Raw genomic sequence first — 24764 nt, 5'->3', positions numbered from 1 at the left:
CGGCCAGTGACACGCCATAGATATCAGTTTCAACGATGGGCAGGAGGGTAACACCAGAATGCAAAGAATAAGAAGAAAAAATCAAAAGGAGTGATGCTTTCCAGTGAAAGCATCACGTTTATAAAGCTTAGCTCGCAACGGCGCGCGGGTACGGATTTACGGCGAACAGGCGCTTATAGTAAATAACGGCGGAGTGGCAATAACCATCGGCGGAGCACACATAATCCGGCATTTCCCCCAGGTAACGGTAGCCTGCGGCCCGCCAGAAGGCCTCAGCAGGCGTTCCCGCCTGGACATCCAGATAAAGCAGCCCCCGACGAGACTGAGACGCCGCATCTTCAACCGCCTGAATAAGCTTCTTGCCTGCTCCCAGCCGCCGGGCGCGACGATGCACCATCACACCTTTGATCTCAGCACGGTTAAGCCCATCAGCATCCGCACACAGATCCAGGCGAGCATAGCCCACTACGCCGGACTCATCACGAGCGATCCATATCAGGGTTTCCTGGTTGCTTAATGCATCCCTGAGGCGGTAGAACGCGCTTTCTGCTTCTTCCCGGCTGACAGATTGCTGATAGCCTCCCAATGCGCCATCCGCCAGTACATCTAATAGGATGTTGGAGAGTTCCCGGCAATAGACGGGCAGTGTAGACGCGTTTAAGGCGATAATTTTCATAGCGGCACCTCCGGATCACAGGACACAGTAAAAGAATGCAATATGTGATCCAGCAGCAAAAAAACTGCCACAGCGCCAAAAATGACGCCATGTAAAACGGGGATGCCTCATTTAAAAGCGTTAAACCTGCGGCTATGCACAACCCTTGTGCGTCCCGATGCCGGTCAACAAACAAAATCCTGACTGTTTCTTACGCTTCGCTGGTCAAAATAGTGCCAGAAGTGACGGGCTTAGTTCAAAATGTGAGCGGTAGAGCGTTTTATGCAATTTTTTTGTTGCATGCGGGCCCGGCAGTTCCTAGAATGCGCGCTACTTGATGCCGGCTTAGCTCAGTAGGTAGAGCAACTGACTTGTAATCAGTAGGTCACCAGTTCGATTCCGGTAGCCGGCACCATCAAGTACCCGGTGGGGTTCCCGAGCGGCCAAAGGGAGCAGACTGTAAATCTGCCGTCATCGACTTCGAAGGTTCGAATCCTTCCCCCACCACCATTTTAGGTTGCGCGCTGCGTAGCCCGAGACGATAAGCGTCAGCGAATCGGCTCGAATAGTGAAGGGCTTCTCTTCATATTCAAACAGAAGAATCAGGTAGCCGAGTTCCAGGATGCGGGCATCGTATAATGGCTATTACCTCAGCCTTCCAAGCTGATGATGCGGGTTCGATTCCCGCTGCCCGCTCCAGATGTGCTGATATAGCTCAGTTGGTAGAGCGCACCCTTGGTAAGGGTGAGGTCGGCAGTTCGAATCTGCCTATCAGCACCACTTCTTTTATCCTCCCTGCTTCTTTTCTGTTTATATTCAACAAATTCAGGCTTGTGCCTGGTTGATGTGGTGATATCACCGATTTATCCGTGTCTTAGAGGGACAATCGATGTCTAAAGAAAAGTTTGAACGTACAAAACCGCACGTTAACGTCGGTACTATCGGCCACGTTGACCATGGTAAAACAACGCTGACCGCTGCCATCACTACCGTTCTGGCTAAAACCTACGGTGGTTCTGCTCGTGCATTCGATCAGATCGATAACGCGCCGGAAGAAAAAGCTCGTGGTATCACCATCAACACCTCTCACGTTGAATATGACACCCCGACTCGCCACTACGCGCACGTTGACTGCCCGGGCCACGCCGACTATGTGAAAAACATGATCACCGGTGCTGCGCAGATGGACGGCGCGATCCTGGTTGTTGCTGCGACCGACGGCCCGATGCCGCAGACCCGTGAGCACATCCTGCTGGGTCGCCAGGTAGGCGTTCCGTACATCATCGTGTTCCTGAACAAATGCGACATGGTTGATGACGAAGAGCTGCTGGAACTGGTTGAGATGGAAGTTCGCGAACTGCTGTCTCAGTACGACTTCCCGGGCGACGACACCCCGATCGTTCGTGGTTCCGCGCTGAAAGCGCTGGAAGGCGAAGCAGAGTGGGAAGAGAAAATCATCGAACTGGCTGGCTACCTGGATTCCTACATCCCGGAACCAGAGCGTGCGATTGACAAGCCGTTCCTGCTGCCGATCGAAGACGTATTCTCCATCTCCGGCCGTGGTACCGTTGTTACCGGTCGTGTAGAGCGCGGCATCATCAAAGTGGGTGAAGAAGTTGAAATCGTGGGTATCAAGGATACTGCGAAATCAACCTGTACCGGCGTTGAAATGTTCCGCAAACTGCTGGACGAAGGCCGTGCGGGCGAGAACGTGGGTGTTCTGCTGCGTGGTATCAAACGTGAAGAAATCGAACGTGGTCAGGTACTGGCTAAGCCGGGCTCCATCAAGCCGCACACCAAGTTCGAATCTGAAGTGTACATTCTGTCCAAAGACGAAGGCGGCCGTCACACTCCGTTCTTCAAGGGCTACCGTCCGCAGTTCTACTTCCGTACCACTGACGTGACTGGCACCATCGAACTGCCGGAAGGCGTTGAGATGGTAATGCCGGGCGACAACATCAAAATGGTTGTTACCCTGATCCACCCGATCGCGATGGACGACGGTCTGCGTTTCGCAATCCGTGAAGGCGGCCGTACCGTTGGCGCGGGCGTTGTTGCTAAAGTTCTCAGCTAATCGCTGATAACATTTGACGCAATGCGCATGAAAAGGGCATCATTTGATGCCCTTTTTGCACGCTTTCGAACCAGAACCTGGCTCATCAGTGATTTTTTTCTCATAATCATTGCTGAGACAGGCTCTGAAGAGGGCGTTTAGTCCGAAACATTTATCCTCCGCCATGTTACTGATTAATACAGTAACTTATTGAAAAATGACGGAAATACACGATTCGGTTCGGTTTGCCTCGCTGTAGCGGGGCAAAAATGTTTGTCTGATTTATTGTGACAGGTTGGTTTATGAGTGCGAATACCGAAGCTCAGGGAAGTGGGCGCGGCCTGGAAGCGATGAAATGGATCGCCGTGGCGGTGCTGCTTATCGTAGCTATCGTAGGCAACTACATTTATCGTGATATATCCCTGCCGTTGCGTGCCCTGGCAGTGGTGATTTTAATTGCGGCAGCGGGCGGCGTTGCGCTGCTGACCACGAAAGGCAAAGCGACCGTCGCGTTTGCCCGTGAAGCGAGAACCGAAGTCCGTAAAGTGATTTGGCCAACTCGCCAGGAAACATTGCATACCACGTTAATTGTAGCGGCGGTTACTGCTGTAATGTCACTGATCCTGTGGGGCCTGGATGGTATTCTGGTCCGCCTGGTTTCTTTTATCACTGGCCTGAGGTTCTGAGATGTCTGAAGCTCCTAAAAAGCGCTGGTACGTCGTTCAGGCGTTTTCCGGTTTTGAAGGCCGCGTAGCGACTTCCCTGCGCGAGCATATCAAATTACATAACATGGAAGAGTTGTTTGGCGACGTGATGGTCCCAACTGAAGAAGTTGTGGAAATCCGTGGCGGCCAGCGTCGCAAAAGCGAACGCAAATTCTTCCCGGGCTATGTGCTGGTCCAAATGGTCATGAACGATGCGAGCTGGCACTTAGTGCGCAGCGTACCGCGTGTGATGGGCTTCATCGGTGGTACTTCGGATCGTCCGGCTCCGATTAGCGATAAAGAAGTCGATGCGATTATGAACCGCCTGCAGCAGGTAGGTGATAAGCCGCGTCCGAAAACGCTGTTTGAGCCGGGTGAGATGGTTCGTGTTAGCGATGGTCCGTTTGCTGACTTCAACGGTGTTGTTGAAGAAGTCGATTACGAGAAAAGCCGCCTGAAAGTGTCTGTATCCATTTTCGGACGCGCAACGCCAGTCGAACTGGACTTTGCTCAGGTCGAAAAGGCCTAACAGTCAGGTTGTAAAAGCAACGATTAATCGTTGCACAGGGCGCGAGATTGGACTACAATTTCGCGCCTTTTGTTTTTATGGGCCTTGCCCGTAAGACGACTTTTATAACGGGGAGCTTCACTGAAGCGCTATCACCCAATCAGAGGATTTTAGAATGGCTAAGAAAGTACAAGCCTACGTTAAGCTGCAAGTAGCAGCTGGTATGGCGAACCCGAGTCCGCCAGTTGGTCCGGCACTGGGCCAGCAGGGCGTGAACATCATGGAATTCTGCAAAGCGTTCAACGCCAAAACTGATTCCATCGAAAAAGGTCTGCCGATCCCGGTTGTTATCACCGTTTATGCTGACCGTTCTTTCACCTTCGTTACCAAAACTCCGCCGGCAGCCGTTCTGCTGAAAAAAGCGGCTGGTGTTAAGTCTGGTTCCGGCAAGCCGAACAAAGACAAAGTGGGTAAAGTAACCCGCGCTCAGGTGCAGGAAATTGCGCAGACTAAAGCAGCGGACATGACTGGTGCTGACATTGAAGCGATGACTCGCTCAATCGAAGGTACTGCTCGTTCCATGGGCCTGGTAGTGGAGGACTAAGAAATGGCTAAACTGACCAAGCGCATGCGTGTGATCCGTGAGAAAGTTGATGCGACCAAACAGTACGACATCAACGAAGCTATTTCTCTGCTGAAAGAACTGGCTACCGCTAAATTCGTAGAAAGCGTTGACGTTGCTGTTAACCTCGGCATCGACGCGCGTAAATCTGACCAGAACGTACGTGGTGCAACTGTACTGCCGCACGGTACTGGCCGTTCAGTTCGCGTAGCTGTATTTACCCAGGGCCCGAACGCTGAAGCAGCTAAAGCTGCTGGCGCTGAGCTGGTAGGTATGGAAGATCTGGCTGAGCAGATCAAGAAAGGCGAAATGAACTTTGACGTTGTTATTGCTTCCCCGGATGCAATGCGCGTTGTTGGTCAACTGGGCCAGGTTCTGGGCCCACGCGGCCTGATGCCGAACCCGAAAGTCGGTACTGTAACGCCGAACGTTGCTGAAGCGGTTAAAAACGCGAAAGCTGGTCAAGTTCGTTACCGTAACGACAAAAACGGCATCATCCACACCACCATCGGTAAAGTGGACTTTGACGCTGACAAACTGAAAGAAAACCTGGAAGCCCTGCTTGTTGCGCTGAAAAAAGCAAAACCGTCTCAGGCGAAAGGCGTTTTCATTAAGAAAGTTAGCATCTCCACCACCATGGGTGCAGGTGTTGCGGTTGACCAGGCTGGTCTGAACGCAGTAGCGAACTAATAATTCGCTATTTACGTGGGCGGCGGATTTGTCTACAATCTTACGCCCACGATTCTGTCGAATAAGACAGAACGCTATGCGGGCCATGCGAATCGCAGCAGTGATTCAAAAGGTGAACGCATAGACAGAATTTTCGGTTGGAGCCTGGCCTTATCCAGGCCCCGTCCAAGACCGCAGGTGTTTCTTTGAAACTTAATGTCCTGCGTAGACGGTGACAGAACCTGAAGACCTTTTTAAAAGTTTTCTTTGGCTTGTTTCTGCTCACCGTATTAAGACGCTCTTTTCTTTTTGGGAAGAGTGAAGTGAGTTCCGGAACATGAGTTCCGGCAAACATCCAGGAGCAAAGCTAATGGCTTTAAATCTTCAAGACAAACAAGCGATTGTTGCTGAAGTCAGCGAAGTAGCCAAAGGCGCGCTGTCTGCAGTAGTTGCGGATTCCCGTGGCGTAACTGTAGACAAAATGACTGAACTGCGTAAAGCAGGTCGCGAAGCCGGCGTATACATGCGTGTTGTTCGTAACACCCTGCTGCGCCGTGTTGTTGAAGGGACTCAGTTTGAGTGCCTGAAAGACGCGTTCGTTGGTCCGACCCTGATTGCATACTCTATGGAACACCCGGGCGCTGCTGCTCGTCTGTTCAAAGAGTTCGCGAAAGCGAATGCAAAATTTGAGGTCAAAGCTGCAGCCTTTGAAGGTGAGTTGATCCCGGCATCGCAAATCGATCGCCTGGCAACCCTGCCGACCTACGAAGAAGCAATTGCACGCCTGATGGCAACCATGAAAGAAGCTTCGGCTGGCAAACTGGTTCGCACTCTGGCTGCTGTTCGCGATGCAAAAGAAGCTGCTTAATCGCAGTTATCTTTATAAAGCATCTGCTTACATATAACTTTATTCTGATTTTCAGGAACAATTTAAATGTCTATCACTAAAGATCAAATCATTGAAGCAGTATCCGCTATGTCCGTAATGGACGTTGTAGAACTGATTTCTGCAATGGAAGAAAAATTCGGTGTTTCTGCTGCTGCTGCTGTAGCTGTTGCTGCTGGCCCGGCTGAAGTTGCTGAAGAGAAAACTGAATTCGACGTAATTCTGAAAGCTGCCGGCGCTAACAAAGTTGCCGTAATCAAAGCTGTACGTGGCGCGACTGGCCTGGGTCTGAAAGAAGCTAAAGACCTGGTTGAATCCGCTCCGGCCGCTCTGAAAGAAGGCATCAGCAAAGACGACGCAGAAGCTCTGAAAAAATCTCTGGAAGAAGCTGGCGCTGAAGTTGAAGTTAAATAAGCCAACTTTTCTGGTTGCAGCCTGAGTAATCAGGCTGATGGCTGGTGACTTTTTGGTCACCAGCCTTTTTGCGCTACAGGGCGCCAGTAGCCTTTCACACTATTTATCTACTGGTTTCCCCCAATGGTTATTTCTATCGACGACTTAATATATTGCGACAGGGCAAGCGCGCTGTGTAAATCGCAACGAAATGGTTTAAGAGTGATAGAAACAGGCATTGCGGAAAGTGTTCCATTTTCCGGTCAACAAAATGGTGTTGCATAAACTGTCCTTATTCAATGGACAGAGTGGGTCGACTTGTCAGCGAGCTGAGGAACCCTATGGTTTACTCCTATACCGAGAAAAAACGTATTCGTAAGGATTTTGGAAAACGTCCGCAAGTGTTGGACATTCCTTATCTCCTTTCTATCCAGCTTGACTCGTTCCAGAAGTTTATCGAGCAAGATCCTGAAGGCCAGTATGGTCTGGAAGCGGCATTCCGTTCCGTGTTCCCGATCAAGAGCTATAGCGGCAACTCGGAACTGCAGTACGTCAGTTACCGTCTTGGCGAACCCGTATTTGACGTTAAAGAGTGTCAAATCCGTGGCGTAACCTATTCGGCTCCGCTGCGCGTGAAACTGCGTCTGGTGATCTACGAGCGCGAAGCGCCGGAAGGCACCGTTAAAGACATTAAAGAACAAGAAGTGTACATGGGCGAAATCCCGCTCATGACCGATAACGGTACTTTCGTTATCAACGGTACTGAGCGCGTTATCGTGTCTCAGCTGCACCGTAGCCCGGGTGTGTTCTTCGACAGCGACAAGGGTAAAACTCACTCTTCAGGTAAGGTGCTGTATAACGCACGTATTATCCCTTACCGTGGTTCCTGGCTGGACTTCGAGTTCGATCCGAAAGACAACCTGTTTGTCCGTATCGACCGTCGCCGTAAACTGCCTGCAACCATTATTCTGCGCGCGCTGAACTACACCACTGAACAGATCCTTGACCTGTTCTTTGAGAAAGTGATTTTCGAAATCCGTGACAACAAGCTGCAAATGGAGCTGGTCCCGGAGCGTCTGCGTGGCGAAACCGCCTCTTTCGATATCGAAGCAGACGGCAAAGTCTATGTCGAAAAAGGCCGCCGCATTACTGCGCGCCATATTCGCCAGCTTGAAAAAGACGACATTAAGCACATCGAAGTACCGGTTGAATACATTGCCGGTAAAGTGGCTGCGAAAGATTACGTTGATGAGTCCACCGGCGAGCTGATTTGCGCGGCGAACATGGAACTCTCTCTGGATCTGCTGGCGAAACTGAGCCAGTCCGGTCACAAGCGTATCGAAACACTGTTCACCAACGATCTGGATCACGGCGCCTACATGTCCGAAACGGTACGTGTCGACCCGACCAACGATCGTCTTAGCGCGCTGGTAGAAATCTACCGCATGATGCGCCCTGGTGAGCCGCCGACGCGCGAAGCTGCTGAAAGCCTGTTCGAGAACCTGTTCTTCTCTGAAGACCGCTACGATCTGTCCGCGGTTGGCCGTATGAAGTTCAACCGTTCTCTGCTGCGCGAAGAAATCGAAGGCTCCGGTATCCTGAGCAAAGACGACATCATCGAAGTGATGAAGAAGCTCATCGATATCCGTAACGGCAAAGGCGAAGTGGATGATATCGACCACCTCGGCAACCGTCGTATCCGTTCCGTAGGCGAAATGGCGGAAAACCAATTCCGCGTTGGCCTGGTGCGTGTTGAGCGCGCGGTGAAAGAGCGTCTTTCTCTGGGCGACCTTGATACCCTGATGCCTCAGGATATGATCAACGCCAAGCCGATCTCTGCGGCAGTGAAAGAGTTCTTTGGTTCCAGCCAGCTGTCTCAGTTTATGGACCAGAACAACCCGCTGTCTGAGATTACGCACAAGCGTCGTATCTCTGCACTCGGCCCTGGCGGTCTGACTCGTGAGCGTGCGGGCTTTGAAGTACGTGACGTACACCCAACCCACTACGGTCGTGTATGTCCTATCGAAACTCCTGAAGGTCCGAACATCGGTCTGATCAACTCCCTGTCTGTGTACGCACAGACTAACGAATACGGCTTCCTCGAAACCCCGTATCGTCGCGTTGTTGATGGCGTGGTGACTGACGAGATCCATTACCTCTCCGCAATTGAAGAAGGTAACTACGTCATCGCTCAGGCGAACACCAACCTGACCGAAGAAGGCCGTTTCGTCGACGATCTGGTCACTTGCCGTAGTAAAGGCGAATCCAGCTTGTTCAGCAACGACCAGGTTGACTACATGGACGTTTCCACCCAGCAGGTGGTTTCCGTCGGTGCGTCCCTGATCCCGTTCCTGGAACACGATGACGCCAACCGTGCATTGATGGGTGCGAACATGCAACGTCAGGCGGTTCCGACTCTGCGTGCTGATAAGCCGCTGGTGGGTACCGGTATGGAACGTGCTGTTGCCGTTGACTCCGGCGTAACCGCCGTGGCTAAACGTGGCGGTACCGTTCAGTACGTGGATGCATCCCGTATCGTTATCAAAGTTAACGAAGACGAGATGTACCCGGGCGAAGCAGGTATCGACATCTATAACCTGACTAAATACACCCGTTCTAACCAGAACACCTGCATCAACCAGATGCCGTGCGTGTCTCTGGGTGAGCCGGTTGAGCGCGGCGACGTGCTGGCAGACGGTCCGTCCACCGACCTCGGTGAACTGGCGCTCGGTCAGAACATGCGCGTAGCGTTCATGCCGTGGAATGGTTACAACTTCGAAGACTCCATCCTCGTTTCCGAGCGTGTGGTTCAGGAAGACCGTTTCACGACCATCCACATTCAGGAACTGGCGTGTGTGTCCCGTGACACCAAGCTGGGGCCGGAAGAGATCACCGCTGACATCCCGAACGTGGGTGAGGCTGCGCTCTCCAAACTGGATGAATCCGGTATCGTTTATATCGGTGCTGAAGTGACCGGCGGCGACATTCTGGTCGGTAAGGTAACGCCGAAAGGCGAAACCCAGCTGACGCCAGAAGAGAAACTGCTGCGTGCGATCTTCGGTGAGAAAGCGTCTGACGTTAAAGACTCTTCTCTGCGCGTACCGAACGGTGTTTCCGGTACCGTTATCGACGTTCAGGTCTTTACCCGCGATGGCGTGGAAAAAGACAAGCGTGCCCTGGAAATCGAAGAAATGCAGCTTAAGCAGGCTAAGAAAGACCTGTCTGAAGAACTGCAGATCCTCGAAGCCGGCCTGTTTGGTCGTATCTATGCTGTGCTGGTTGCTGGCGGCGTTGAAGCTGAGAAGCTCGACAAGCTGTCCCGCGATCGCTGGCTGGAACTGGGCCTGACCGACGAAGAGAAACAGAATCAGCTTGAGCAGTTGGCTGAGCAGTACGACGAGCTGAAGCACGAGTTTGAGAAGAAACTCGAAGCTAAGCGCCGCAAAATCACTCAGGGCGATGACCTGGCACCGGGCGTGCTGAAAATCGTTAAAGTGTATCTGGCCGTTAAACGCCAGATTCAGCCGGGTGACAAAATGGCAGGCCGCCACGGTAACAAAGGTGTTATCTCCAAGATCAACCCGATCGAAGATATGCCTTACGATGAAAACGGCACGCCGGTTGACATCGTACTGAACCCGCTGGGCGTACCGTCTCGTATGAACATCGGTCAGATTCTGGAAACCCACCTGGGTATGGCTGCGAAAGGTATCGGCGACAAGATTAACGCCATGCTGAAACAGCAGCAGGAAGTTGCGAAACTGCGCGAATTCATCCAGAAAGCGTATGACCTCGGTGCAGACGTTTGTCAGAAAGTTGACCTGAACACCTTCAGCGATGAAGAAGTCCTGCGTCTGGCTGAAAACCTGAAAAAAGGTATGCCGATTGCAACGCCGGTATTCGACGGTGCGAAAGAGTCTGAAATCAAGGAGCTGTTACAGCTGGGTGGCCTGCCGACTTCCGGTCAGATCACACTGTTCGACGGTCGTACCGGTGAGCAATTCGAGCGCCAGGTAACCGTTGGCTACATGTACATGCTGAAACTGAACCACCTGGTTGATGACAAAATGCACGCCCGTTCCACCGGCTCTTACAGCCTGGTTACTCAGCAGCCGCTGGGTGGTAAGGCACAGTTCGGTGGCCAGCGCTTCGGTGAGATGGAAGTGTGGGCACTGGAAGCATACGGCGCTGCCTATACCCTGCAGGAAATGCTGACCGTTAAGTCTGATGACGTGAACGGCCGTACCAAGATGTATAAGAACATCGTGGATGGCAACCATCAGATGGAACCGGGCATGCCGGAATCCTTCAACGTATTGTTGAAAGAGATCCGTTCGCTGGGTATCAATATCGAGCTGGAAGACGAGTAACTCTCGCTCAAACAGGTCACTGCTGCCAGGGTAAAACCTGGCGGCAGATTGTGCTAACTCCGACGGGAGCCAATCCGTGAAAGATTTATTAAAGTTTCTGAAAGCGCAGACTAAAACCGAAGAGTTTGATGCGATCAAAATTGCTCTGGCCTCGCCAGACATGATCCGTTCATGGTCGTTCGGTGAAGTTAAGAAGCCGGAAACCATCAACTACCGTACGTTCAAGCCTGAGCGTGACGGCCTTTTCTGTGCGCGTATTTTCGGGCCAGTAAAAGACTACGAGTGTCTGTGCGGTAAGTACAAACGCCTGAAACACCGTGGTGTGATTTGTGAGAAGTGCGGCGTTGAAGTCACTCAGACTAAAGTGCGCCGTGAGCGTATGGGTCACATCGAACTGGCCTCTCCGACCGCGCACATTTGGTTCCTGAAATCCCTGCCGTCCCGTATCGGTCTGCTGCTGGATATGCCGCTGCGCGATATCGAACGTGTTCTGTACTTCGAATCTTATGTGGTTATCGAAGGTGGCATGACCAACCTCGAACGTAGCCAGATCCTGACCGAAGAACAGTACCTGGACGCGCTGGAAGAGTTCGGTGACGAATTCGACGCGAAAATGGGCGCCGAAGCTATTCAGGCCCTGCTGAAAAGCATGGATCTGGAGCAGGAATGCGAACAGCTGCGCGAAGAGTTGAACGAAACCAACTCTGAAACGAAACGTAAAAAGCTGACCAAGCGTATCAAGCTGCTGGAAGCGTTCGTTCAGTCTGGCAACAAGCCGGAGTGGATGATCCTGACCGTTCTGCCGGTTCTGCCGCCAGATTTGCGTCCGCTGGTACCGCTGGATGGCGGTCGTTTCGCGACGTCCGATCTGAACGATCTGTATCGTCGCGTGATCAACCGTAACAACCGTCTGAAACGTCTGCTTGATCTGGCTGCGCCGGACATCATCGTACGCAACGAAAAACGTATGCTGCAGGAAGCGGTTGACGCCCTGCTGGATAACGGCCGTCGCGGTCGTGCGATCACCGGTTCCAACAAACGTCCTCTGAAATCTTTGGCCGATATGATCAAAGGTAAACAGGGTCGTTTCCGTCAGAACCTGCTCGGTAAGCGTGTTGACTACTCCGGTCGTTCTGTTATCACCGTAGGTCCATACCTGCGTCTGCATCAGTGCGGTCTGCCGAAGAAAATGGCGCTGGAGCTGTTCAAACCGTTCATCTACGGCAAGCTGGAACTGCGTGGCCTCGCCACCACCATCAAAGCCGCTAAGAAAATGGTTGAGCGTGAAGAAGCTGTCGTTTGGGATATCCTGGACGAAGTTATCCGCGAACACCCGGTACTGCTGAACCGTGCGCCAACCCTGCACCGTCTGGGTATTCAGGCGTTCGAACCGGTTCTGATCGAAGGTAAAGCTATCCAGCTGCACCCGCTGGTTTGTGCGGCCTATAACGCCGACTTCGATGGTGACCAGATGGCTGTTCACGTACCGCTGACGCTGGAAGCCCAGTTGGAAGCGCGTGCGCTGATGATGTCTACCAACAACATCCTGTCTCCGGCGAACGGCGAACCCATCATCGTTCCGTCTCAGGACGTTGTACTGGGTCTGTACTACATGACCCGCGACAGTGTTAACGCCAAAGGCGAAGGCATGGTGCTGACTGGCCCGAAAGAAGCTGAGCGTATTTATCGCGCTGGCCTGGCCTCTCTGCATGCGCGCGTTAAAGTGCGTATCACTGAATACGAAAAAGACGCTAACGGCGAATTCGTTGCGAAAACCAGCCTGATCGATACGACCGTTGGCCGTGCGATCCTGTGGATGATCGTACCGAAAGGTCTGCCTTTCTCCATCGTCAACCAGGCGCTGGGCAAGAAAGCGATCTCCAAAATGCTGAACACCTGTTACCGCATTCTGGGCCTGAAGCCGACCGTTATTTTTGCTGACCAGACCATGTACACCGGTTTTGCCTATGCAGCGCGCTCAGGTGCGTCCGTAGGTATCGACGACATGGTTATCCCGGAGAAGAAACACGAGATCATCTCCGAAGCGGAAGCAGAAGTTGCTGAGATTCAGGAACAGTTCCAGTCTGGTCTGGTAACCGCTGGCGAACGCTATAACAAAGTTATCGATATCTGGGCTGCGGCGAACGATCGTGTATCCAAAGCGATGATGGATAACCTGCAAACGGAAACCGTTATTAACCGTAACGGCGAAGAAGAGCAGCAGGTTTCTTTCAACAGCATCTACATGATGGCCGACTCCGGTGCGCGTGGTTCTGCTGCACAGATTCGTCAGCTTGCGGGTATGCGTGGTCTGATGGCGAAGCCGGATGGCTCCATCATTGAAACGCCGATCACCGCGAACTTCCGTGAAGGTCTGAACGTACTCCAGTACTTCATCTCCACGCACGGTGCGCGTAAAGGTCTGGCGGATACCGCACTGAAAACGGCGAACTCCGGTTACCTGACCCGTCGTCTGGTTGACGTGGCGCAGGATCTGGTGGTGACTGAAGACGATTGTGGTACCCACGAAGGTATCATGATGACCCCGGTTATCGAGGGTGGCGACGTTAAAGAGCCGCTGCGCGACCGCGTTCTGGGCCGTGTGACTGCCGAAGACGTGCTCAAGCCGGGCACTGCTGACATCCTGGTGCCGCGTAATACGCTGCTCCACGAACAGTGGTGTGACGTGTTAGAAGCTAACTCTGTTGACTCAGTGAAAGTGCGTTCCGTTGTATCCTGTGACACCGACTTTGGTGTATGTGCGCACTGCTACGGTCGTGACCTGGCGCGTGGCCACATCATCAACAAAGGTGAAGCTATCGGCGTTATCGCGGCACAGTCCATCGGTGAGCCGGGTACACAGCTGACGATGCGTACGTTCCACATCGGTGGTGCGGCATCGCGTGCGGCTGCTGAATCCAGCATCCAGGTGAAAAACAAAGGTAGCATCAAGCTCAGCAACGCGAAGTCGGTTGTTAACTCTGCCGGTAAACTGGTAGTGACTTCTCGTAACACCGAGCTGAAGCTGATCGACGAATTCGGTCGTACCAAAGAGAGCTATAAAGTGCCTTACGGTGCGGTTATGGCGAAAGGTGATGGCGAGCAGGTTGCCGGCGGCGAAACCGTTGCAAACTGGGACCCGCACACCATGCCGGTTATCACTGAAGTAAGTGGTTTTATCCGCTTTACTGACATGATCGACGGCCAGACCATTACTCGTCAGACTGACGAGCTGACCGGTCTGTCATCTCTGGTGGTTCTGGATTCTGCTGAACGTACTGCCGGTGGTAAAGATCTGCGTCCTGCACTGAAAATCGTTGATGCCAACGGTAATGACGTTCTGATCCCTGGCACCGACATGCCTGCGCAGTACTTCCTGCCGGGTAAAGCGATTGTTCAGTTGGAAGATGGTATTCAGATCGGTGCGGGTGATGCTCTGGCGCGTATTCCTCAGGAATCCAGCGGTACTAAGGATATTACCGGTGGTCTGCCGCGCGTTGCGGATCTGTTCGAAGCGCGTCGTCCGAAAGAGCCGGCAATCCTGGCGGAAATCAGCGGTATCATTTCCTTCGGTAAAGAAACCAAAGGTAAACGCCGTCTGGTGATCACGCCGGTTGATGGTAGCGATCCGTACGAAGAGATGATTCCGAAATGGCGTCAGCTCAACGTGTTTGAAGGTGAACGCGTTGAACGCGGCGACGTAGTGTCTGATGGCCCGGAAGCGCCGCACGACATTCTGCGTCTGCGTGGCGTCCATGCTGTGACCCGTTACATCACTAACGAAGTGCAGGACGTTTACCGTCTGCAGGGCGTTAAGATTAACGATAAGCACATCGAAGTTATCGTTCGTCAGATGCTGCGTAAAGCAACCATCGTTAGCGCAGGCAGCTCCGACTTCCTGGAAGGCGAGCAGGCTGAATACTCCCGCATCAAGATCGCTAACCGCGAACTGGAAGCGAACGGCAAGATTGGCGTGACTTACGCGCGCGATCTGCTGGGTATCACAAAAGCCTCTCTGGCAACCGAGTCCTTCATCTCCGCGGCATCGTTCCAGGAGACCACTCGTGTGCTGACTGAAGCAGCGGTTGCGGGTAAACGCGACGAACTGCGCGGCCTGAAAGAGAACGTGATCGTGGGCCGTCTGATCCCGGCAGGTACCGGTTATGCGTACCACCAGGATCGTATGCGTCGCCGTGCTGCGGGTGAACTCCCGGCTGCACCTCAGGTGACTGCAGAAGACGCCACTGCCAGCCTCGCAGAACTGCTGAACGCAGGTCTGGGTGGTTCTGATAACGAGTAATCGTGCTCAGCTAATAAAAAACCCGCTTCGGCGGGTTTTTTTATGGCTGAAACAAATCAGTTTGCGGGCGGCAACCGCCGGTAAAGCTCAATCATATCTTCCGCCAAATCCTGAATGACCATCGCGTTCATCAGGTGATCCTGAGAATGCACGGTAATCAGATTCACCGGCAGTTTGCCGGAGCCTTCGTCCATCCCGATAAGCTGGGTTTGGATTTTATGGGCCTGCTTAACAAATTCGCGGGATTGCACCATTGCCTGTTCGGCACCGGTAAAGTCGCCGCTTCGGGCCAGCCGCAGCGCGCTTAACGCCTCGCTGCGCGCCGCACCGGCATTCACTAACAGCTCCATAATGAGCGTTTCCAGATCGTCCATGTTTACTCCAGCAGCTTGAGCGCTTTTTCCAGCACCACATCGCCTTTCATCATGCCGTAATCCACCATATCGATTACCGCGACTTTCTTGCCCTGCGGATCGGCAAGCCCCTGAAGTTTGGCCTGCTCATACTTCACCTGCGGGCCGAGCAGAATAATATCCGCGCTGTCGAGGTTGTCCTTAAACTCGGCGACGGGCACTGCTTTAATCGACACTTCAATGCCTTTTTTCTGCGCGGCATCCTGCATGCGTTGGACCAACATGCTGGTGGACATCCCGGCAGCACAGCATAAAACGATATTCTTCATGATTCGCTCTCTGTGGCTGTAGATAATTGATAGTTATCCGATGTCCGGGAGCCCACAACTTTTTTTCACGATATTTGCGCGTCTCTTCCCAAAAAGCTGTCCCAGTCTTTCCATACCGGTTGAATGCCCGATCGGCTCAGCGCGGCAGCGACCTCTTCCGGCCTGCGTGAATCGTGGGGCGCAAACTGTTCAAGCTCAGGGTGGTCGTCGGCATAGCCGCCGGGTTGGGTTTTAGAGAATGCGCTGACGTTGGTGATCGCCAGCGGGATCACGTTATCGCGAAATGCCGGGGATTCACGGGTCGATAGCGACAGTTCGACCTCTGGCGCAAGCAGGCGAAACGCGCAGATAGTCTGCACCAGTTGGCGTTCATCCATAATCGACGCCGGTTCTACGCCGCCAGTGCAGGGGCGTAAGCGCGGAAACGAGATGGAGTAACGGCTTTTCCAGTAGTGCTGTTGCAGCCATAGCAGATGTTCCGCCACCATATAGCAATCAACGCGCCAGCTGTCGGACAGGCCGATCAATGCGCCCAGCCCGATCCGGTCGATCCCGGCGCGCCCGAGGCGATCCGGCGTTTCCAGCCGCCAGAAGAAATCCTGCTTGTTTCCGCGCAAATGGTGCCGGGCATACACGGCTTCGTGGTAGGTTTCCTGATAAACCATTACGCCATCCAGCCCCAGGGTTTTCAGCTCGGCGTATTCCTGCTCCGCCAGCGGCTGTACTTCCATTTGCAGGGAGGCAAATTGCTCGCGGATGGTCGGGAAATGCGCCCGGAAATAATCCATGCCGACTTTGCTCTGGTGCTCGCCAGTCACCAGTAGCAGGTGGTCGAACCCCAGCGCTTTTATCGCTGTGCATTCACGGGCAATCTCATCGGCATCCAGCGTCTTGCGCTTGATGCGGTTGCTCATGGAAAAGCCGCAATAGGTGCAGTCATTGGCGCACAGATTGGACAGGTACAGCGGCACATAGAAACTGACGGTATGCCCGAAGCGCTGACGGGTCAAACGCTGCGCCTGCCGGGCCAGCGGCTCCAGATACGCGTCGGCGGCGGGGGAGAGCAGGGCCATCATCTCCTCGCGTCCTGGGCGAGGGCACCGCAATGCGCGTTCAACATCATCAGGCGTTTTGCCGTTGATACACAGCCGGATGTCGTCCCAGTCCAGCTCGCGCCAGCGATCGGTGAAGGTTTTCATCGCGCCTCTCCCAGAAACTGGGTTAACGGGCTGGAGGCCTCTGCACGCCGCTGCCGCGCGCCTAAACCAGCGGCTCGCGCGGCGACGCCTGCCTCTACTGCCAGACGAAACGCCTGCGCCATCGCCACCGGATCGTCAGCCACGGCAATCGCGGTGTTCACCAGCACCGCCGAGGCACCCATTTCCAGCGCTTCGCAGGCGTGGCTCGGCGCACCGATCCCGGCGTCGACCACCACGGGCACCGTCGCCTGTTCGATAATAATGTTGAGCAACGCGCGGGTTTGCAGCCCCTGGTTAGAGCCAATCGGCGCGCCAAGCGGCATCACCGCCGCGCAGCCCACTTCCTCCAGCCGCTTGCACAGCACCGGGTCGGCGCCGCAATAGGGCAGCACCACAAAACCCGCTTTCACGAGCTGTTCGGCGGCCAGCAGCGTTTCGATGGGGTCGGGCAGCAGGTAACGCGCGTCGGGATGGATTTCCAGTTTCACCCAGCTCGTTCCTAACGCTTCCCGAGCCAGCTTTGCGGCGAATACCGCTTCCTGAGCGGTTTTCGCGCCCGAGGTATTGGGCAACAGCGTTACGCCCAGCGCCTGCAATGGCGCAAGGATAGCGTCCTGATGATGACGAAAATCGACGCGCTTCATCGCCATCGTCACCAGTTGGCTACCGCTGGCACGCAGGGCGTTGGTCATCAACTGCGATGAGGCAAATTTACCGGTGCCGGTAAACAAGTGGGAATCAAAAGTTTTATCAGCAATACGTAACATTTTAGCCTCCGGCGATAACCTGAAAAAGCAGCACGCTATCGCCGTCCTGCAAAACGTGTTCTGACCACTGGCTGTGCGGCACGATGGCGTCATTAACCGCCAGGGCGATGCCCGGCTTCAAAAGATTTTGCTGTTCCAGCAGCGCGTGCAGCGTGATCGCCTCGGCGCAGTCCGTCTGTTCGTCGTTAAGCGTAATCCGCATGGCGACCTCCGCATACCGGGCAGTGGGGGGCGGGTTGCAGATTAAGCGAGCGCCACTGGTGGCGACGTCCGTCAAACAGCCGCAACTGATTATGCGAACCGGGAATGCCGCTCAGCAGCTTGATGGCTTCCAGCGCCTGTAGTGTGCCCATTACGCCGACCACCGGGCCGAGTACGCCCGCCGTGCGGCAATTGCGTTCCGGCTCGGCATCGTCCGGCCATAAACAGCGGTAGCAGCCGTATTGCCAGGGCGGCGTCAGCATCATTAATTGCCCGCCAAACCCCACGGCGCTGGCGCTGATCAACGGCTTTTCCAGCGCCACGCAGGCGGCATTTACCGCCTGGCGGGTGGTCATGTTATCGCTACAGTCCAGCACCACATCAACATGGGCCACAGCGCGATGCAGTGTGTCGCCCGTCAGACGCTGCGCCAGCGCCTCGATCAAGATGTCCGGATTAAGCTGTTGCAGGCGACGCTGGCTGGTGGCGGCTTTGTTCTCGCCAATATCCTGGGTGGTAAACAGGATCTGGCGCGGGAGGTTGCTTACGTGTACTGCGTCGTCGTCCGCGAGTATCAGTGTACCGACGCCCGCTCCTGCCAGATACTGCGCGGCGGGGCAGCCCAGCCCGCCGAGGCCGATAATCAGCACCCGCGCGTTTTTCAGGCGCTGTTGCCCGTCAACGGCGATATCCTCCAGCAGGATTTGCCGGCTGTAGCGCATAAAATCACGATCGTTCATCGCCAACTCCTGCCAGTTTCAACAACTGTGCTGTAGCTGCTTTCCAGTCCTGCGCCTGGGTAATGGCGCTGACCACCGCAATGCTGCCGACACCCGTGGCAAGCACTGCCGGGGCGCGCTCAAGCGAGATACCGCCGATGGCGACCGTCGGGTAATCCCCCAGCCGCTGAACGTGGGCGGCCAGTTGATCGAGGCCCTGCGGGGAGGAGGGCATCTGCTTGGTTTGGGTAGGGAACACGTGCCCCAGGGCGATATAAGAGGGCTGCGCCTTCAGCGCGATGTTGATTTCCATATCATCATGGGTAGAAACGCCAAGCCGTAAACCGGCGGCGCGAATCGCCTCAAGGTCGGTGGTTTCCAGATCTTCCTGGCCCAGATGCACGCCGTACGCCTGGTGCTTAACCGCCAGCCGCCAGTAGTCATTGATAAACAGTCGCGCCTGATAGCGATGGCCTAACGCGATGGCATCAATAATGTCGCCCTCGACCTCGTCGTCCTGCTTATCTTTGATGCGCAGCTGTAGGGTGCGGACGCCCGCGTCAAGCAGACGTGCTATCCACTCGACGCTATCCACGACCGGGTATAAACCCAGCCGTTTTGGCACCGGCGGAAACAGTGGCTGAACCATTACGCTTCCTCCTGACGCAGATAAATTTCGCCGCCCCTGGCGCGGAAGTTATTCGCCATATCGCTGAGGCCCGCCTCCCGCTCCTGCGCCGCCGCGTAGTCGCGCACTTCCTGGGTGATTTTCATCGAGCAGAATTTCGGACCGCACATCGAACAGAAATGGGCGACTTTGCCAGACTCCTGCGGCAGGGTTTCATCGTGCCAGGCGCGGGCGGTGAACGGGTCCAGCGCCAGGTTAAACTGATCTTCCCAGCGGAATTCGAAGCGCGCTTTCGACATGGCGTTATCGCGTATCTGCGCGCCGGGATGGCCTTTAGCAAGATCGGCGGCGTGGGCGGCAATTTTGTAAGCGATCAGCCCCTGTTTTACATCTTCTTTGTTGGGTAAGCCGAGATGCTCTTTCGGCGTGACGTAGCACAACATCGCGCAGCCGAACCAGCCAATCATTGCTGCGCCAATGCCTGAGGTGAAATGGTCGTAGCCCGGTGCGATATCGGTGGTCAGTGGACCCAGAGTATAGAACGGCGCTTCGTGGCAGTGCTCCAGCTCTTCGGTCATATTGCGGCGGATCATCTGCATCGGGACGTGGCCCGGGCCTTCAATCATCACCTGCACATCGTATTCCCAGGCGATTTTGGTTAGCTCGCCCAGAGTATGCAGCTCGGCAAACTGCGCTTCGTCGTTGGCATCCTGAATTGAGCCGGGACGCAGGCCGTCGCCCAACGAAAGCGAGACGTCATAAGCGGCGCAGATTTCGCAGATCTCGCGGAAATGCTGATACAGGAAATTCTCCTGATGATGGGAGAGACACCACTTCGCCATGATCGAGCCGCCGCGCGAGACAATTCCGGTCAGGCGCCTGGCGGTCATCGGCACATAGCGCAGCAGTACGCCCGCGTGGATGGTGAAATAATCCACGCCCTGTTCGGCCTGCTCAATCAGCGTGTCGCGGAACATCTCCCAGTTAAGGTTTTCGGCGATGCCGTTCACTTTCTCCAGCGCCTGGTAAATCGGCACCGTACCGATCGGCACCGGGCTGTTACGCAGGATCCATTCGCGGGTTTCGTGAATATAGCGGCCCGTGGAGAGGTCCATTACCGTGTCCGCGCCCCAGCGCGTGGCCCAGACCAGTTTTTCCACTTCTTCTTCAATAGAGGAGGTCACGGCGGAGTTGCCGATATTGGCGTTCACCTTCACCAGGAAATTGCGCCCGATAATCATCGGTTCCAGTTCCGGATGGTTGATGTTGGCAGGGATAATGGCGCGCCCGGCGGCCATTTCATCCCGGACAAACTCCGGCGTGATGTTGTCCGGCAACTGTGCGCCAAAGCCGACGCCCGGATGCTGCTGGCGCAGCACGGCGGTGCGAATGCGTTCCCGGCCCATGTTTTCACGGATGGCGATAAACTCCATTTCCGGCGTCACGATGCCCTGGCGCGCGTAGTGCAGTTGCGTCACGCGGCGGCCCGCTTTGGCGCGTTGCGGCGTTAACAGGCCGGTAAAACGCAGCGCATCCAACCCTTCATCGGCCAGGCGTTCGCGGGTATAGGTGGAGCTTAAGGAGGCCAGGGATTCGGTATCGTTGCGTTCGGCAATCCAGCGACTGCGCAGCTTGCCAAGACCGGCGTGGACGTCAATCTGCACAGCCGGGTCGCCATAAGGGCCGGATGTGTCATATACCGGCACCGGCTCATTAGGTTCATAGCGCGGTGCATCCTGGTTGCCGCCAGTCAGCGTCGGGCTGAGCTGGATTTCACGCATGGGCACCCGGATGTCGTCGCGCGAGCCTGCAAGGTAGATGCGTGACGAATTTGGGAAAGCGGTGCCTTCCAGGGTATCGATAAAGTGTTGGGCCTGTGCGCGGGTTTCGCGACGGTTGGGTTTAGTAGTAACAGACATAGCGCGTTCCAGTTAATCAGCAGGAAAGGGCTTGTCAGAACAACGGAGGGAGTAACAGAACCTGGGCGTTTAAGGTGCGGCAGCCCGTTAAAAACGGTGCGTCACGGTGCAGGTCTATGCTGAATTACTCTTGTTCCCTTCGCAGGTATTAACCTGATCAGGTTCCGCGGATCCCGAATTAACGGTCTCAGCCCGTGCTTGCGCACTGGGCACTCCGACAAGAAAAACCTTGATTACCAGCGGTGACCGTAAGCAATCAAGGGCATAAATAAACTACGCGTTAACGATCCGGAGTTCAAGCCGGACGTGCAACGGCGGTGTCATCGTTGGCGCTTTCTTTCAGATTATTATCAAACGCCAGAACGATAAGCTTGTCTTCCAGCGCGAAACGCGAGGCCATCGCTTCGCCGATATCCGACAGCGCAGTCTGGAATTCCAGGCAGTTATCATGGTCGATAGCACTTTCCAGGTGGGTATCGTAATAATCCATAATTTCCTGGGTATTCGCTTCCAGAAGGGGGTAGATTTGAGTGGCGGCTAACAGCGGGTTAGTGCCTTCCATTTCGCTGGTGATGCGCTCATAAATATTAAAATGACCCGCGGACAGATAATCCACCAGAGCGTGGCAGAAATCGTCCAGCGCTTTTTCATCTAATGCGGTAACCGCTTCTTTACCCGGTTTAATGCCCACTAATTTGTAATAGGAGACCAACAGGTGGTTGCGGGCATTCAGCCAGTAATCGACCAGTTCGTTACTACCACCGACGCGCTCTGTCAGGCTCTTCAGCTGATTTAGCATGATTGACTCCGTAAGATATAAAATTTAATTGTCCAACAACCCAAAAATGTAAAAATAATGTTAACAACATGCCAGCGAAGCTGAGGTAGTGCAACCGATTATGGAACGGCTATTACAAAAAATAGACCATGGCTGGTGGATAGTCAGCCATGAACAAAAATTATGGTTACCAAAGGGAGAGTTGCCTCACGGTAATGCAGAAAATTTCGGCCTGACCGGACAAATGGCGGCGCAAATTGGTGAATGGCAAGGCGAGCCGGTGTGGCTGGTGCGCCAGGCCAAACGCCAGGATATGGGCTCGGTTCGCCAGGTCATCGATCTGGACGCCGGGCTGTTTCAACTGGCGGGAAGAGGGGTGCAATTAGCGGATTTTTATCGTGCCCACAAATTCTGCGGCTACTGCGGCCATGAGATGCATCCCAGCAAAACCGAATGGGCGATGCTGTGCCATCACTGCCGTCAGCGATATTACCCGCAAATTTCCCCTTGCATCATTGTGGCAATTCGCCACCAGGATAAAATCCTGCTGGCTCAACACACCCGTCACCGCAACGGCTTGTATACCGTGTTAGCCGGTTTTGTCGAAGTGGGCGAAACCCTGGAACAGGCGGTGGCGCGGGAAGTGATGGAGGAGAGCGGGATCACCGTGAAGAACTTGCGTTACGTGACTTCACAGCCCTGGCCTTTCCCGCAGTCGCTGATGACCGCGTTTATGGCGGAATACCACAGCGGTGAGCTGAAGATCGACCCCAAAGAATTGCTGGATGCAGGCTGGTATCGCTTTGACGATTTGCCCCTGTTGCCGCCGCCGGGCACCGTTGCCCGCCGCTTAATTGAAGATACGGTGGCGCTGTGCCGGGCAGAGTACGGCTCGTGATACACTGGCCCCTTGTCGCTTAAGGAAATGCAAAAATGACCGAACTGAAGAACGATCGTTACCTCCGTGCGCTGCTGCGCCAGCCCGTAGACGTCACGCCGGTATGGATGATGAGACAAGCCGGCCGCTATTTACCGGAATATAAGGCCACCCGCGCCCAGGCCGGGGACTTTATGTCGCTGTGTAAAAACGCGGAGCTGGCCTGCGAAGTGACGCTCCAGCCGCTGCGTCGTTTCCCGCTGGATGCGGCCATCCTCTTTTCGGACATCCTGACCATTCCTGACGCCATGGGCCTCGGGCTCTATTTTGAAACCGGCGAAGGCCCGCGCTTTACGTCGCCCATTACCTGCAAGGCCGATGTCGAAAAGCTGCCGGTTCCCGATCCGGAGCAGGAATTGGGCTATGTGATGAATGCGGTGCGTACTATTCGCCGCGAGCTAAAAGGTGAAGTGCCGTTAATCGGCTTCTCCGGCAGCCCGTGGACGCTGGCGACCTATATGGTGGAAGGCGGCAGCAGCAAAGCCTTTACCGTGATTAAAAAGATGATGTACGCCGATCCGCAAACCCTGCACAACCTGCTGGATAAGCTGGCGCAAAGCGTCACCCTGTACCTCAACGCGCAGGTCCGCGCCGGGGCCCAGGCGGTGATGATTTTCGATACCTGGGGCGGCGTGCTGACCGGGCGTGACTACCAACAGTTCTCGCTCTATTACATGCACAAAATCGTCGACGGCCTGCTGCGCGAACAGGACGGCAAACGCGTGCCGGTGACGCTGTTCACTAAAGGCGGCGGCCAGTGGCTGGAACTGATGGCGGAAACCGGCTGCGATGCGCTGGGCCTTGACTGGACCACCGATATCGCCGATGCGCGCCGTCGCGTGGGCGATAAAGTCGCCCTGCAGGGGAATATGGACCCGTCCATGCTGTATGCGGCCCCTGAGCGCATCGAACAAGAAGTAGCGTCTATACTTGCTGGTTTCGGCCAGGGTGAAGGCCACGTCTTTAATCTTGGGCACGGTATTCACCAGGATGTGCCGCCAGAACACGCGGGTGCGTTTGTTGAGGCGGTGCATCGCCTGTCGGCGCCTTATCACAAATAAAACGAGGAGGGGGAATGGATCTCGCTACGCTACGCGATCAACAACGGGAACTGGCGTCGCAGGTGATCCGCGAGGATCGGCTGTTACAGGATCCACCGCGCTTGATTGCAGGCGCGGATGTCGGATTTGAACAAGGCGGCGAAGTGACCCGGGCGGCGATGGTGCTGCTCAAGTACCCCTCTCTGGAACTCGTGGAATATCAGGTGGCGCGTATCGCCACCACCATGCCCTATATTCCCGGCTTTCTGTCCTTCCGTGAGTATCCCGCGCTGCTGAAGGCCTGGGAGATGCTGTCGCAAAAACCTGACCTGCTGTTTGTCGATGGCCACGGAATTTCGCATCCGCGCCGTCTGGGCGTCGCCAGCCATTTCGGCCTGCTGGTGGATGTGCCGACCATCGGCGTGGCGAAAAAACGCCTGTGCGGTAAGTTTGAACCGTTGGATGAAGAGCCGGGCGCGCTGCAACCGCTGATGGATAAAGGCGAACAGCTGGCGTGGGTATGGCGCAGTAAAAAGCGTTGTAATCCGTTGTTCATCGCGACCGGGCATCGTGTTAGCCAGGACAGCGCGCTGCTGTGGGTTCAGCGCTGCATGGCGGGTTACCGGCTCCCTGAGCCGACGCGCTGGGCCGATGCGGTGGCATCCGGGCGGCGGGCGTTTGTGCATTGGCAGGAAATTCAGGGGTGATTCAGGTACACTCCCGCTCAATATTCG

Annotated in this window: 22 protein-coding genes, 4 tRNA genes and 1 riboswitch; of the genes, 16 read left to right on the top strand and 10 right to left on the bottom strand. The window is 54.9% G+C overall.

Annotated elements, in window-relative coordinates:
* Nucleotides 1-127 precede the first annotated feature (127 nt).
* Entirely contained in the window at nt 128-676 is a 549-nt protein-coding gene (locus ACVV26_RS20870; RefSeq protein ID WP_474799157.1) for a GNAT family N-acetyltransferase, read from the bottom strand.
* Nucleotides 677-994: 318 nt separating this feature from the next.
* Here ACVV26_RS20870 and ACVV26_RS20865 point away from each other — a divergent pair.
* The 13 genes from ACVV26_RS20865 (at nt 995) to rpoC (ending at nt 15160) form a co-directional block, all read left to right on the top strand.
* Nucleotides 995-1070, top strand: a tRNA-Thr gene (locus ACVV26_RS20865).
* A 10-nt stretch (nt 1071-1080) separates the two neighbouring features.
* Nucleotides 1081-1165 (top strand) — tRNA-Tyr (locus tag ACVV26_RS20860).
* A 114-nt stretch (nt 1166-1279) separates the two neighbouring features.
* Nucleotides 1280-1354: transfer RNA gene (locus ACVV26_RS20855), tRNA-Gly, on the top strand.
* A 5-nt stretch (nt 1355-1359) separates the two neighbouring features.
* Nucleotides 1360-1435 (top strand) — tRNA-Thr (locus ACVV26_RS20850).
* 109 nt (nt 1436-1544) lie between these two features.
* Nucleotides 1545-2729 (top strand): elongation factor Tu, encoded by a 1185-nt coding sequence (gene tuf / locus ACVV26_RS20845; protein WP_148051980.1) that lies wholly within the window; start codon nt 1545-1547, stop codon nt 2727-2729.
* Nucleotides 2730-3010: 281 nt separating this feature from the next.
* On the top strand, nt 3011-3394 hold the full coding sequence (gene secE / locus ACVV26_RS20840; RefSeq protein ID WP_002438629.1) for a preprotein translocase subunit SecE: 384 nt from the start codon (nt 3011-3013) through the stop codon (nt 3392-3394).
* A 1-nt stretch (nt 3395) separates the two neighbouring features.
* On the top strand, nt 3396-3941 hold the full coding sequence (nusG, locus tag ACVV26_RS20835) for a transcription termination/antitermination protein NusG (protein WP_125295710.1): 546 nt from the start codon (nt 3396-3398) through the stop codon (nt 3939-3941).
* 154 nt (nt 3942-4095) lie between these two features.
* A complete protein-coding gene (gene rplK / locus ACVV26_RS20830) occupies nt 4096-4524 on the top strand; it encodes a 50S ribosomal protein L11 (protein WP_312985778.1) in 429 nt (142 codons plus the stop codon).
* Between the two features lie 3 nt (nt 4525-4527).
* A complete protein-coding gene (gene rplA / locus ACVV26_RS20825) occupies nt 4528-5232 on the top strand; it encodes a 50S ribosomal protein L1 (RefSeq protein WP_474799156.1) in 705 nt (234 codons plus the stop codon).
* Between the two features lie 349 nt (nt 5233-5581).
* Entirely contained in the window at nt 5582-6079 is a 498-nt protein-coding gene (gene rplJ, locus ACVV26_RS20820) for a 50S ribosomal protein L10 (RefSeq protein ID WP_002438625.1), read from the top strand.
* Nucleotides 6080-6145: 66 nt separating this feature from the next.
* A complete protein-coding gene (rplL, locus tag ACVV26_RS20815) occupies nt 6146-6511 on the top strand; it encodes a 50S ribosomal protein L7/L12 (RefSeq protein ID WP_002438624.1) in 366 nt (121 codons plus the stop codon).
* A 320-nt stretch (nt 6512-6831) separates the two neighbouring features.
* Nucleotides 6832-10860: a DNA-directed RNA polymerase subunit beta gene (rpoB, locus tag ACVV26_RS20810; protein WP_312985781.1), complete on the top strand. Its 4029-nt coding sequence runs from the start codon at nt 6832-6834 to the stop codon at nt 10858-10860.
* A 76-nt stretch (nt 10861-10936) separates the two neighbouring features.
* On the top strand, nt 10937-15160 hold the full coding sequence (gene rpoC, locus ACVV26_RS20805; RefSeq protein ID WP_474799154.1) for a DNA-directed RNA polymerase subunit beta': 4224 nt from the start codon (nt 10937-10939) through the stop codon (nt 15158-15160).
* A gap of 56 nt (nt 15161-15216) precedes the next feature.
* Here the strand turns inward: rpoC and ACVV26_RS20800 are convergent, their stop codons facing one another.
* From ACVV26_RS20800 to rsd, 9 genes are all read right to left on the bottom strand, one after another.
* A complete protein-coding gene (locus tag ACVV26_RS20800; RefSeq protein WP_474799152.1) occupies nt 15217-15534 on the bottom strand; it encodes a PTS lactose/cellobiose transporter subunit IIA in 318 nt (105 codons plus the stop codon).
* Nucleotides 15535-15536: 2 nt separating this feature from the next.
* Nucleotides 15537-15842, bottom strand: a complete 306-nt coding sequence (locus ACVV26_RS20795) for a PTS sugar transporter subunit IIB (RefSeq protein WP_474799150.1) — start codon at nt 15840-15842, stop codon at nt 15537-15539.
* A gap of 65 nt (nt 15843-15907) precedes the next feature.
* Complete coding sequence (gene thiH / locus ACVV26_RS20790; RefSeq protein ID WP_474799149.1) at nt 15908-17041, bottom strand: 2-iminoacetate synthase ThiH; 1134 nt, start codon at nt 17039-17041, stop codon at nt 15908-15910.
* Nucleotides 17038-17808 carry a thiazole synthase gene (thiG, locus tag ACVV26_RS20785; protein ID WP_474799148.1) on the bottom strand — a complete coding sequence of 257 codons (771 nt, stop codon included), beginning with the start codon at nt 17806-17808 and terminating at the stop codon, nt 17038-17040. Before thiG ends, thiH begins: the two co-directional genes overlap by 4 nt.
* 1 nt (nt 17809) lies before the next feature.
* On the bottom strand, nt 17810-18010 hold the full coding sequence (gene thiS / locus ACVV26_RS20780) for a sulfur carrier protein ThiS (protein WP_474799146.1): 201 nt from the start codon (nt 18008-18010) through the stop codon (nt 17810-17812).
* On the bottom strand, nt 17994-18749 hold the full coding sequence (locus ACVV26_RS20775) for a HesA/MoeB/ThiF family protein (RefSeq protein WP_474799145.1): 756 nt from the start codon (nt 18747-18749) through the stop codon (nt 17994-17996). Before ACVV26_RS20775 ends, thiS begins: the two co-directional genes overlap by 17 nt.
* A complete protein-coding gene (gene thiE, locus ACVV26_RS20770) occupies nt 18736-19377 on the bottom strand; it encodes a thiamine phosphate synthase (protein WP_474799143.1) in 642 nt (213 codons plus the stop codon). The genes ACVV26_RS20775 and thiE overlap by 14 nt, the downstream gene beginning before the upstream one ends.
* Nucleotides 19377-21275: a phosphomethylpyrimidine synthase ThiC gene (gene thiC / locus ACVV26_RS20765; RefSeq protein ID WP_474799142.1), complete on the bottom strand. Its 1899-nt coding sequence runs from the start codon at nt 21273-21275 to the stop codon at nt 19377-19379. Before thiC ends, thiE begins: the two co-directional genes overlap by 1 nt.
* A 117-nt stretch (nt 21276-21392) precedes the next feature.
* Nucleotides 21393-21502: riboswitch (TPP riboswitch) on the bottom strand.
* A gap of 68 nt (nt 21503-21570) precedes the next feature.
* Nucleotides 21571-22074, bottom strand: coding sequence for a sigma D regulator (gene rsd / locus ACVV26_RS20760; RefSeq protein WP_312985804.1), 504 nt, complete (start codon nt 22072-22074; stop codon nt 21571-21573).
* A gap of 100 nt (nt 22075-22174) precedes the next feature.
* On the opposite strand from rsd, the gene nudC reads away from it, so the two are divergent.
* Genes nudC through nfi form a run of 3 tightly spaced genes read left to right on the top strand, consistent with a single transcriptional unit; the run spans nt 22175 to nt 24737 of the window.
* Entirely contained in the window at nt 22175-22951 is a 777-nt protein-coding gene (gene nudC, locus ACVV26_RS20755) for an NAD(+) diphosphatase (RefSeq protein WP_312985806.1), read from the top strand.
* Between the two features lie 35 nt (nt 22952-22986).
* Entirely contained in the window at nt 22987-24051 is a 1065-nt protein-coding gene (gene hemE / locus ACVV26_RS20750) for a uroporphyrinogen decarboxylase (protein WP_474799140.1), read from the top strand.
* Nucleotides 24052-24065: 14 nt separating this feature from the next.
* Nucleotides 24066-24737: a deoxyribonuclease V gene (gene nfi, locus ACVV26_RS20745; RefSeq protein WP_474799139.1), complete on the top strand. Its 672-nt coding sequence runs from the start codon at nt 24066-24068 to the stop codon at nt 24735-24737.
* The last annotated feature ends 27 nt before the right edge of the window (nt 24738-24764 follow it).

This window comes from Atlantibacter sp. MEI4A-1023 (assembly GCF_056155425.1).
The sequence above is the reverse complement of the archived record's forward strand: the minus strand, read 5'-3'. Positions and strand labels throughout refer to the sequence as shown.

Bases quoted from the DNA above. Each gene is read 5' to 3' on its own strand.
- ACVV26_RS20870 (WP_474799157.1), bottom strand. From the start codon at position 676: ATGAAAATTATCGCCTTAAACGCGTCTACACTGCCCGTCTATTGCCGG.
- tuf (WP_148051980.1), top strand. From the start codon at position 1,545: ATGTCTAAAGAAAAGTTTGAACGTACAAAACCGCACGTTAACGTCGGT.
- secE (WP_002438629.1), top strand. From the start codon at position 3,011: ATGAGTGCGAATACCGAAGCTCAGGGAAGTGGGCGCGGCCTGGAAGCG.
- nusG (WP_125295710.1), top strand. From the start codon at position 3,396: ATGTCTGAAGCTCCTAAAAAGCGCTGGTACGTCGTTCAGGCGTTTTCC.
- rplK (WP_312985778.1), top strand. From the start codon at position 4,096: ATGGCTAAGAAAGTACAAGCCTACGTTAAGCTGCAAGTAGCAGCTGGT.
- rplA (WP_474799156.1), top strand. From the start codon at position 4,528: ATGGCTAAACTGACCAAGCGCATGCGTGTGATCCGTGAGAAAGTTGAT.
- rplJ (WP_002438625.1), top strand. From the start codon at position 5,582: ATGGCTTTAAATCTTCAAGACAAACAAGCGATTGTTGCTGAAGTCAGC.
- rplL (WP_002438624.1), top strand. From the start codon at position 6,146: ATGTCTATCACTAAAGATCAAATCATTGAAGCAGTATCCGCTATGTCC.
- rpoB (WP_312985781.1), top strand. From the start codon at position 6,832: ATGGTTTACTCCTATACCGAGAAAAAACGTATTCGTAAGGATTTTGGA.
- ACVV26_RS20800 (WP_474799152.1), bottom strand. From the start codon at position 15,534: ATGGACGATCTGGAAACGCTCATTATGGAGCTGTTAGTGAATGCCGGT.
- ACVV26_RS20795 (WP_474799150.1), bottom strand. From the start codon at position 15,842: ATGAAGAATATCGTTTTATGCTGTGCTGCCGGGATGTCCACCAGCATG.
- thiH (WP_474799149.1), bottom strand. From the start codon at position 17,041: ATGAAAACCTTCACCGATCGCTGGCGCGAGCTGGACTGGGACGACATC.
- thiG (WP_474799148.1), bottom strand. From the start codon at position 17,808: ATGTTACGTATTGCTGATAAAACTTTTGATTCCCACTTGTTTACCGGC.
- thiS (WP_474799146.1), bottom strand. From the start codon at position 18,010: ATGCGGATTACGCTTAACGACGAACAGACGGACTGCGCCGAGGCGATC.
- ACVV26_RS20775 (WP_474799145.1), bottom strand. From the start codon at position 18,749: ATGAACGATCGTGATTTTATGCGCTACAGCCGGCAAATCCTGCTGGAG.
- thiE (WP_474799143.1), bottom strand. From the start codon at position 19,377: ATGGTTCAGCCACTGTTTCCGCCGGTGCCAAAACGGCTGGGTTTATAC.
- thiC (WP_474799142.1), bottom strand. From the start codon at position 21,275: ATGTCTGTTACTACTAAACCCAACCGTCGCGAAACCCGCGCACAGGCC.
- rsd (WP_312985804.1), bottom strand. From the start codon at position 22,074: ATGCTAAATCAGCTGAAGAGCCTGACAGAGCGCGTCGGTGGTAGTAAC.
- nudC (WP_312985806.1), top strand. From the start codon at position 22,175: ATGGAACGGCTATTACAAAAAATAGACCATGGCTGGTGGATAGTCAGC.
- hemE (WP_474799140.1), top strand. From the start codon at position 22,987: ATGACCGAACTGAAGAACGATCGTTACCTCCGTGCGCTGCTGCGCCAG.
- nfi (WP_474799139.1), top strand. From the start codon at position 24,066: ATGGATCTCGCTACGCTACGCGATCAACAACGGGAACTGGCGTCGCAG.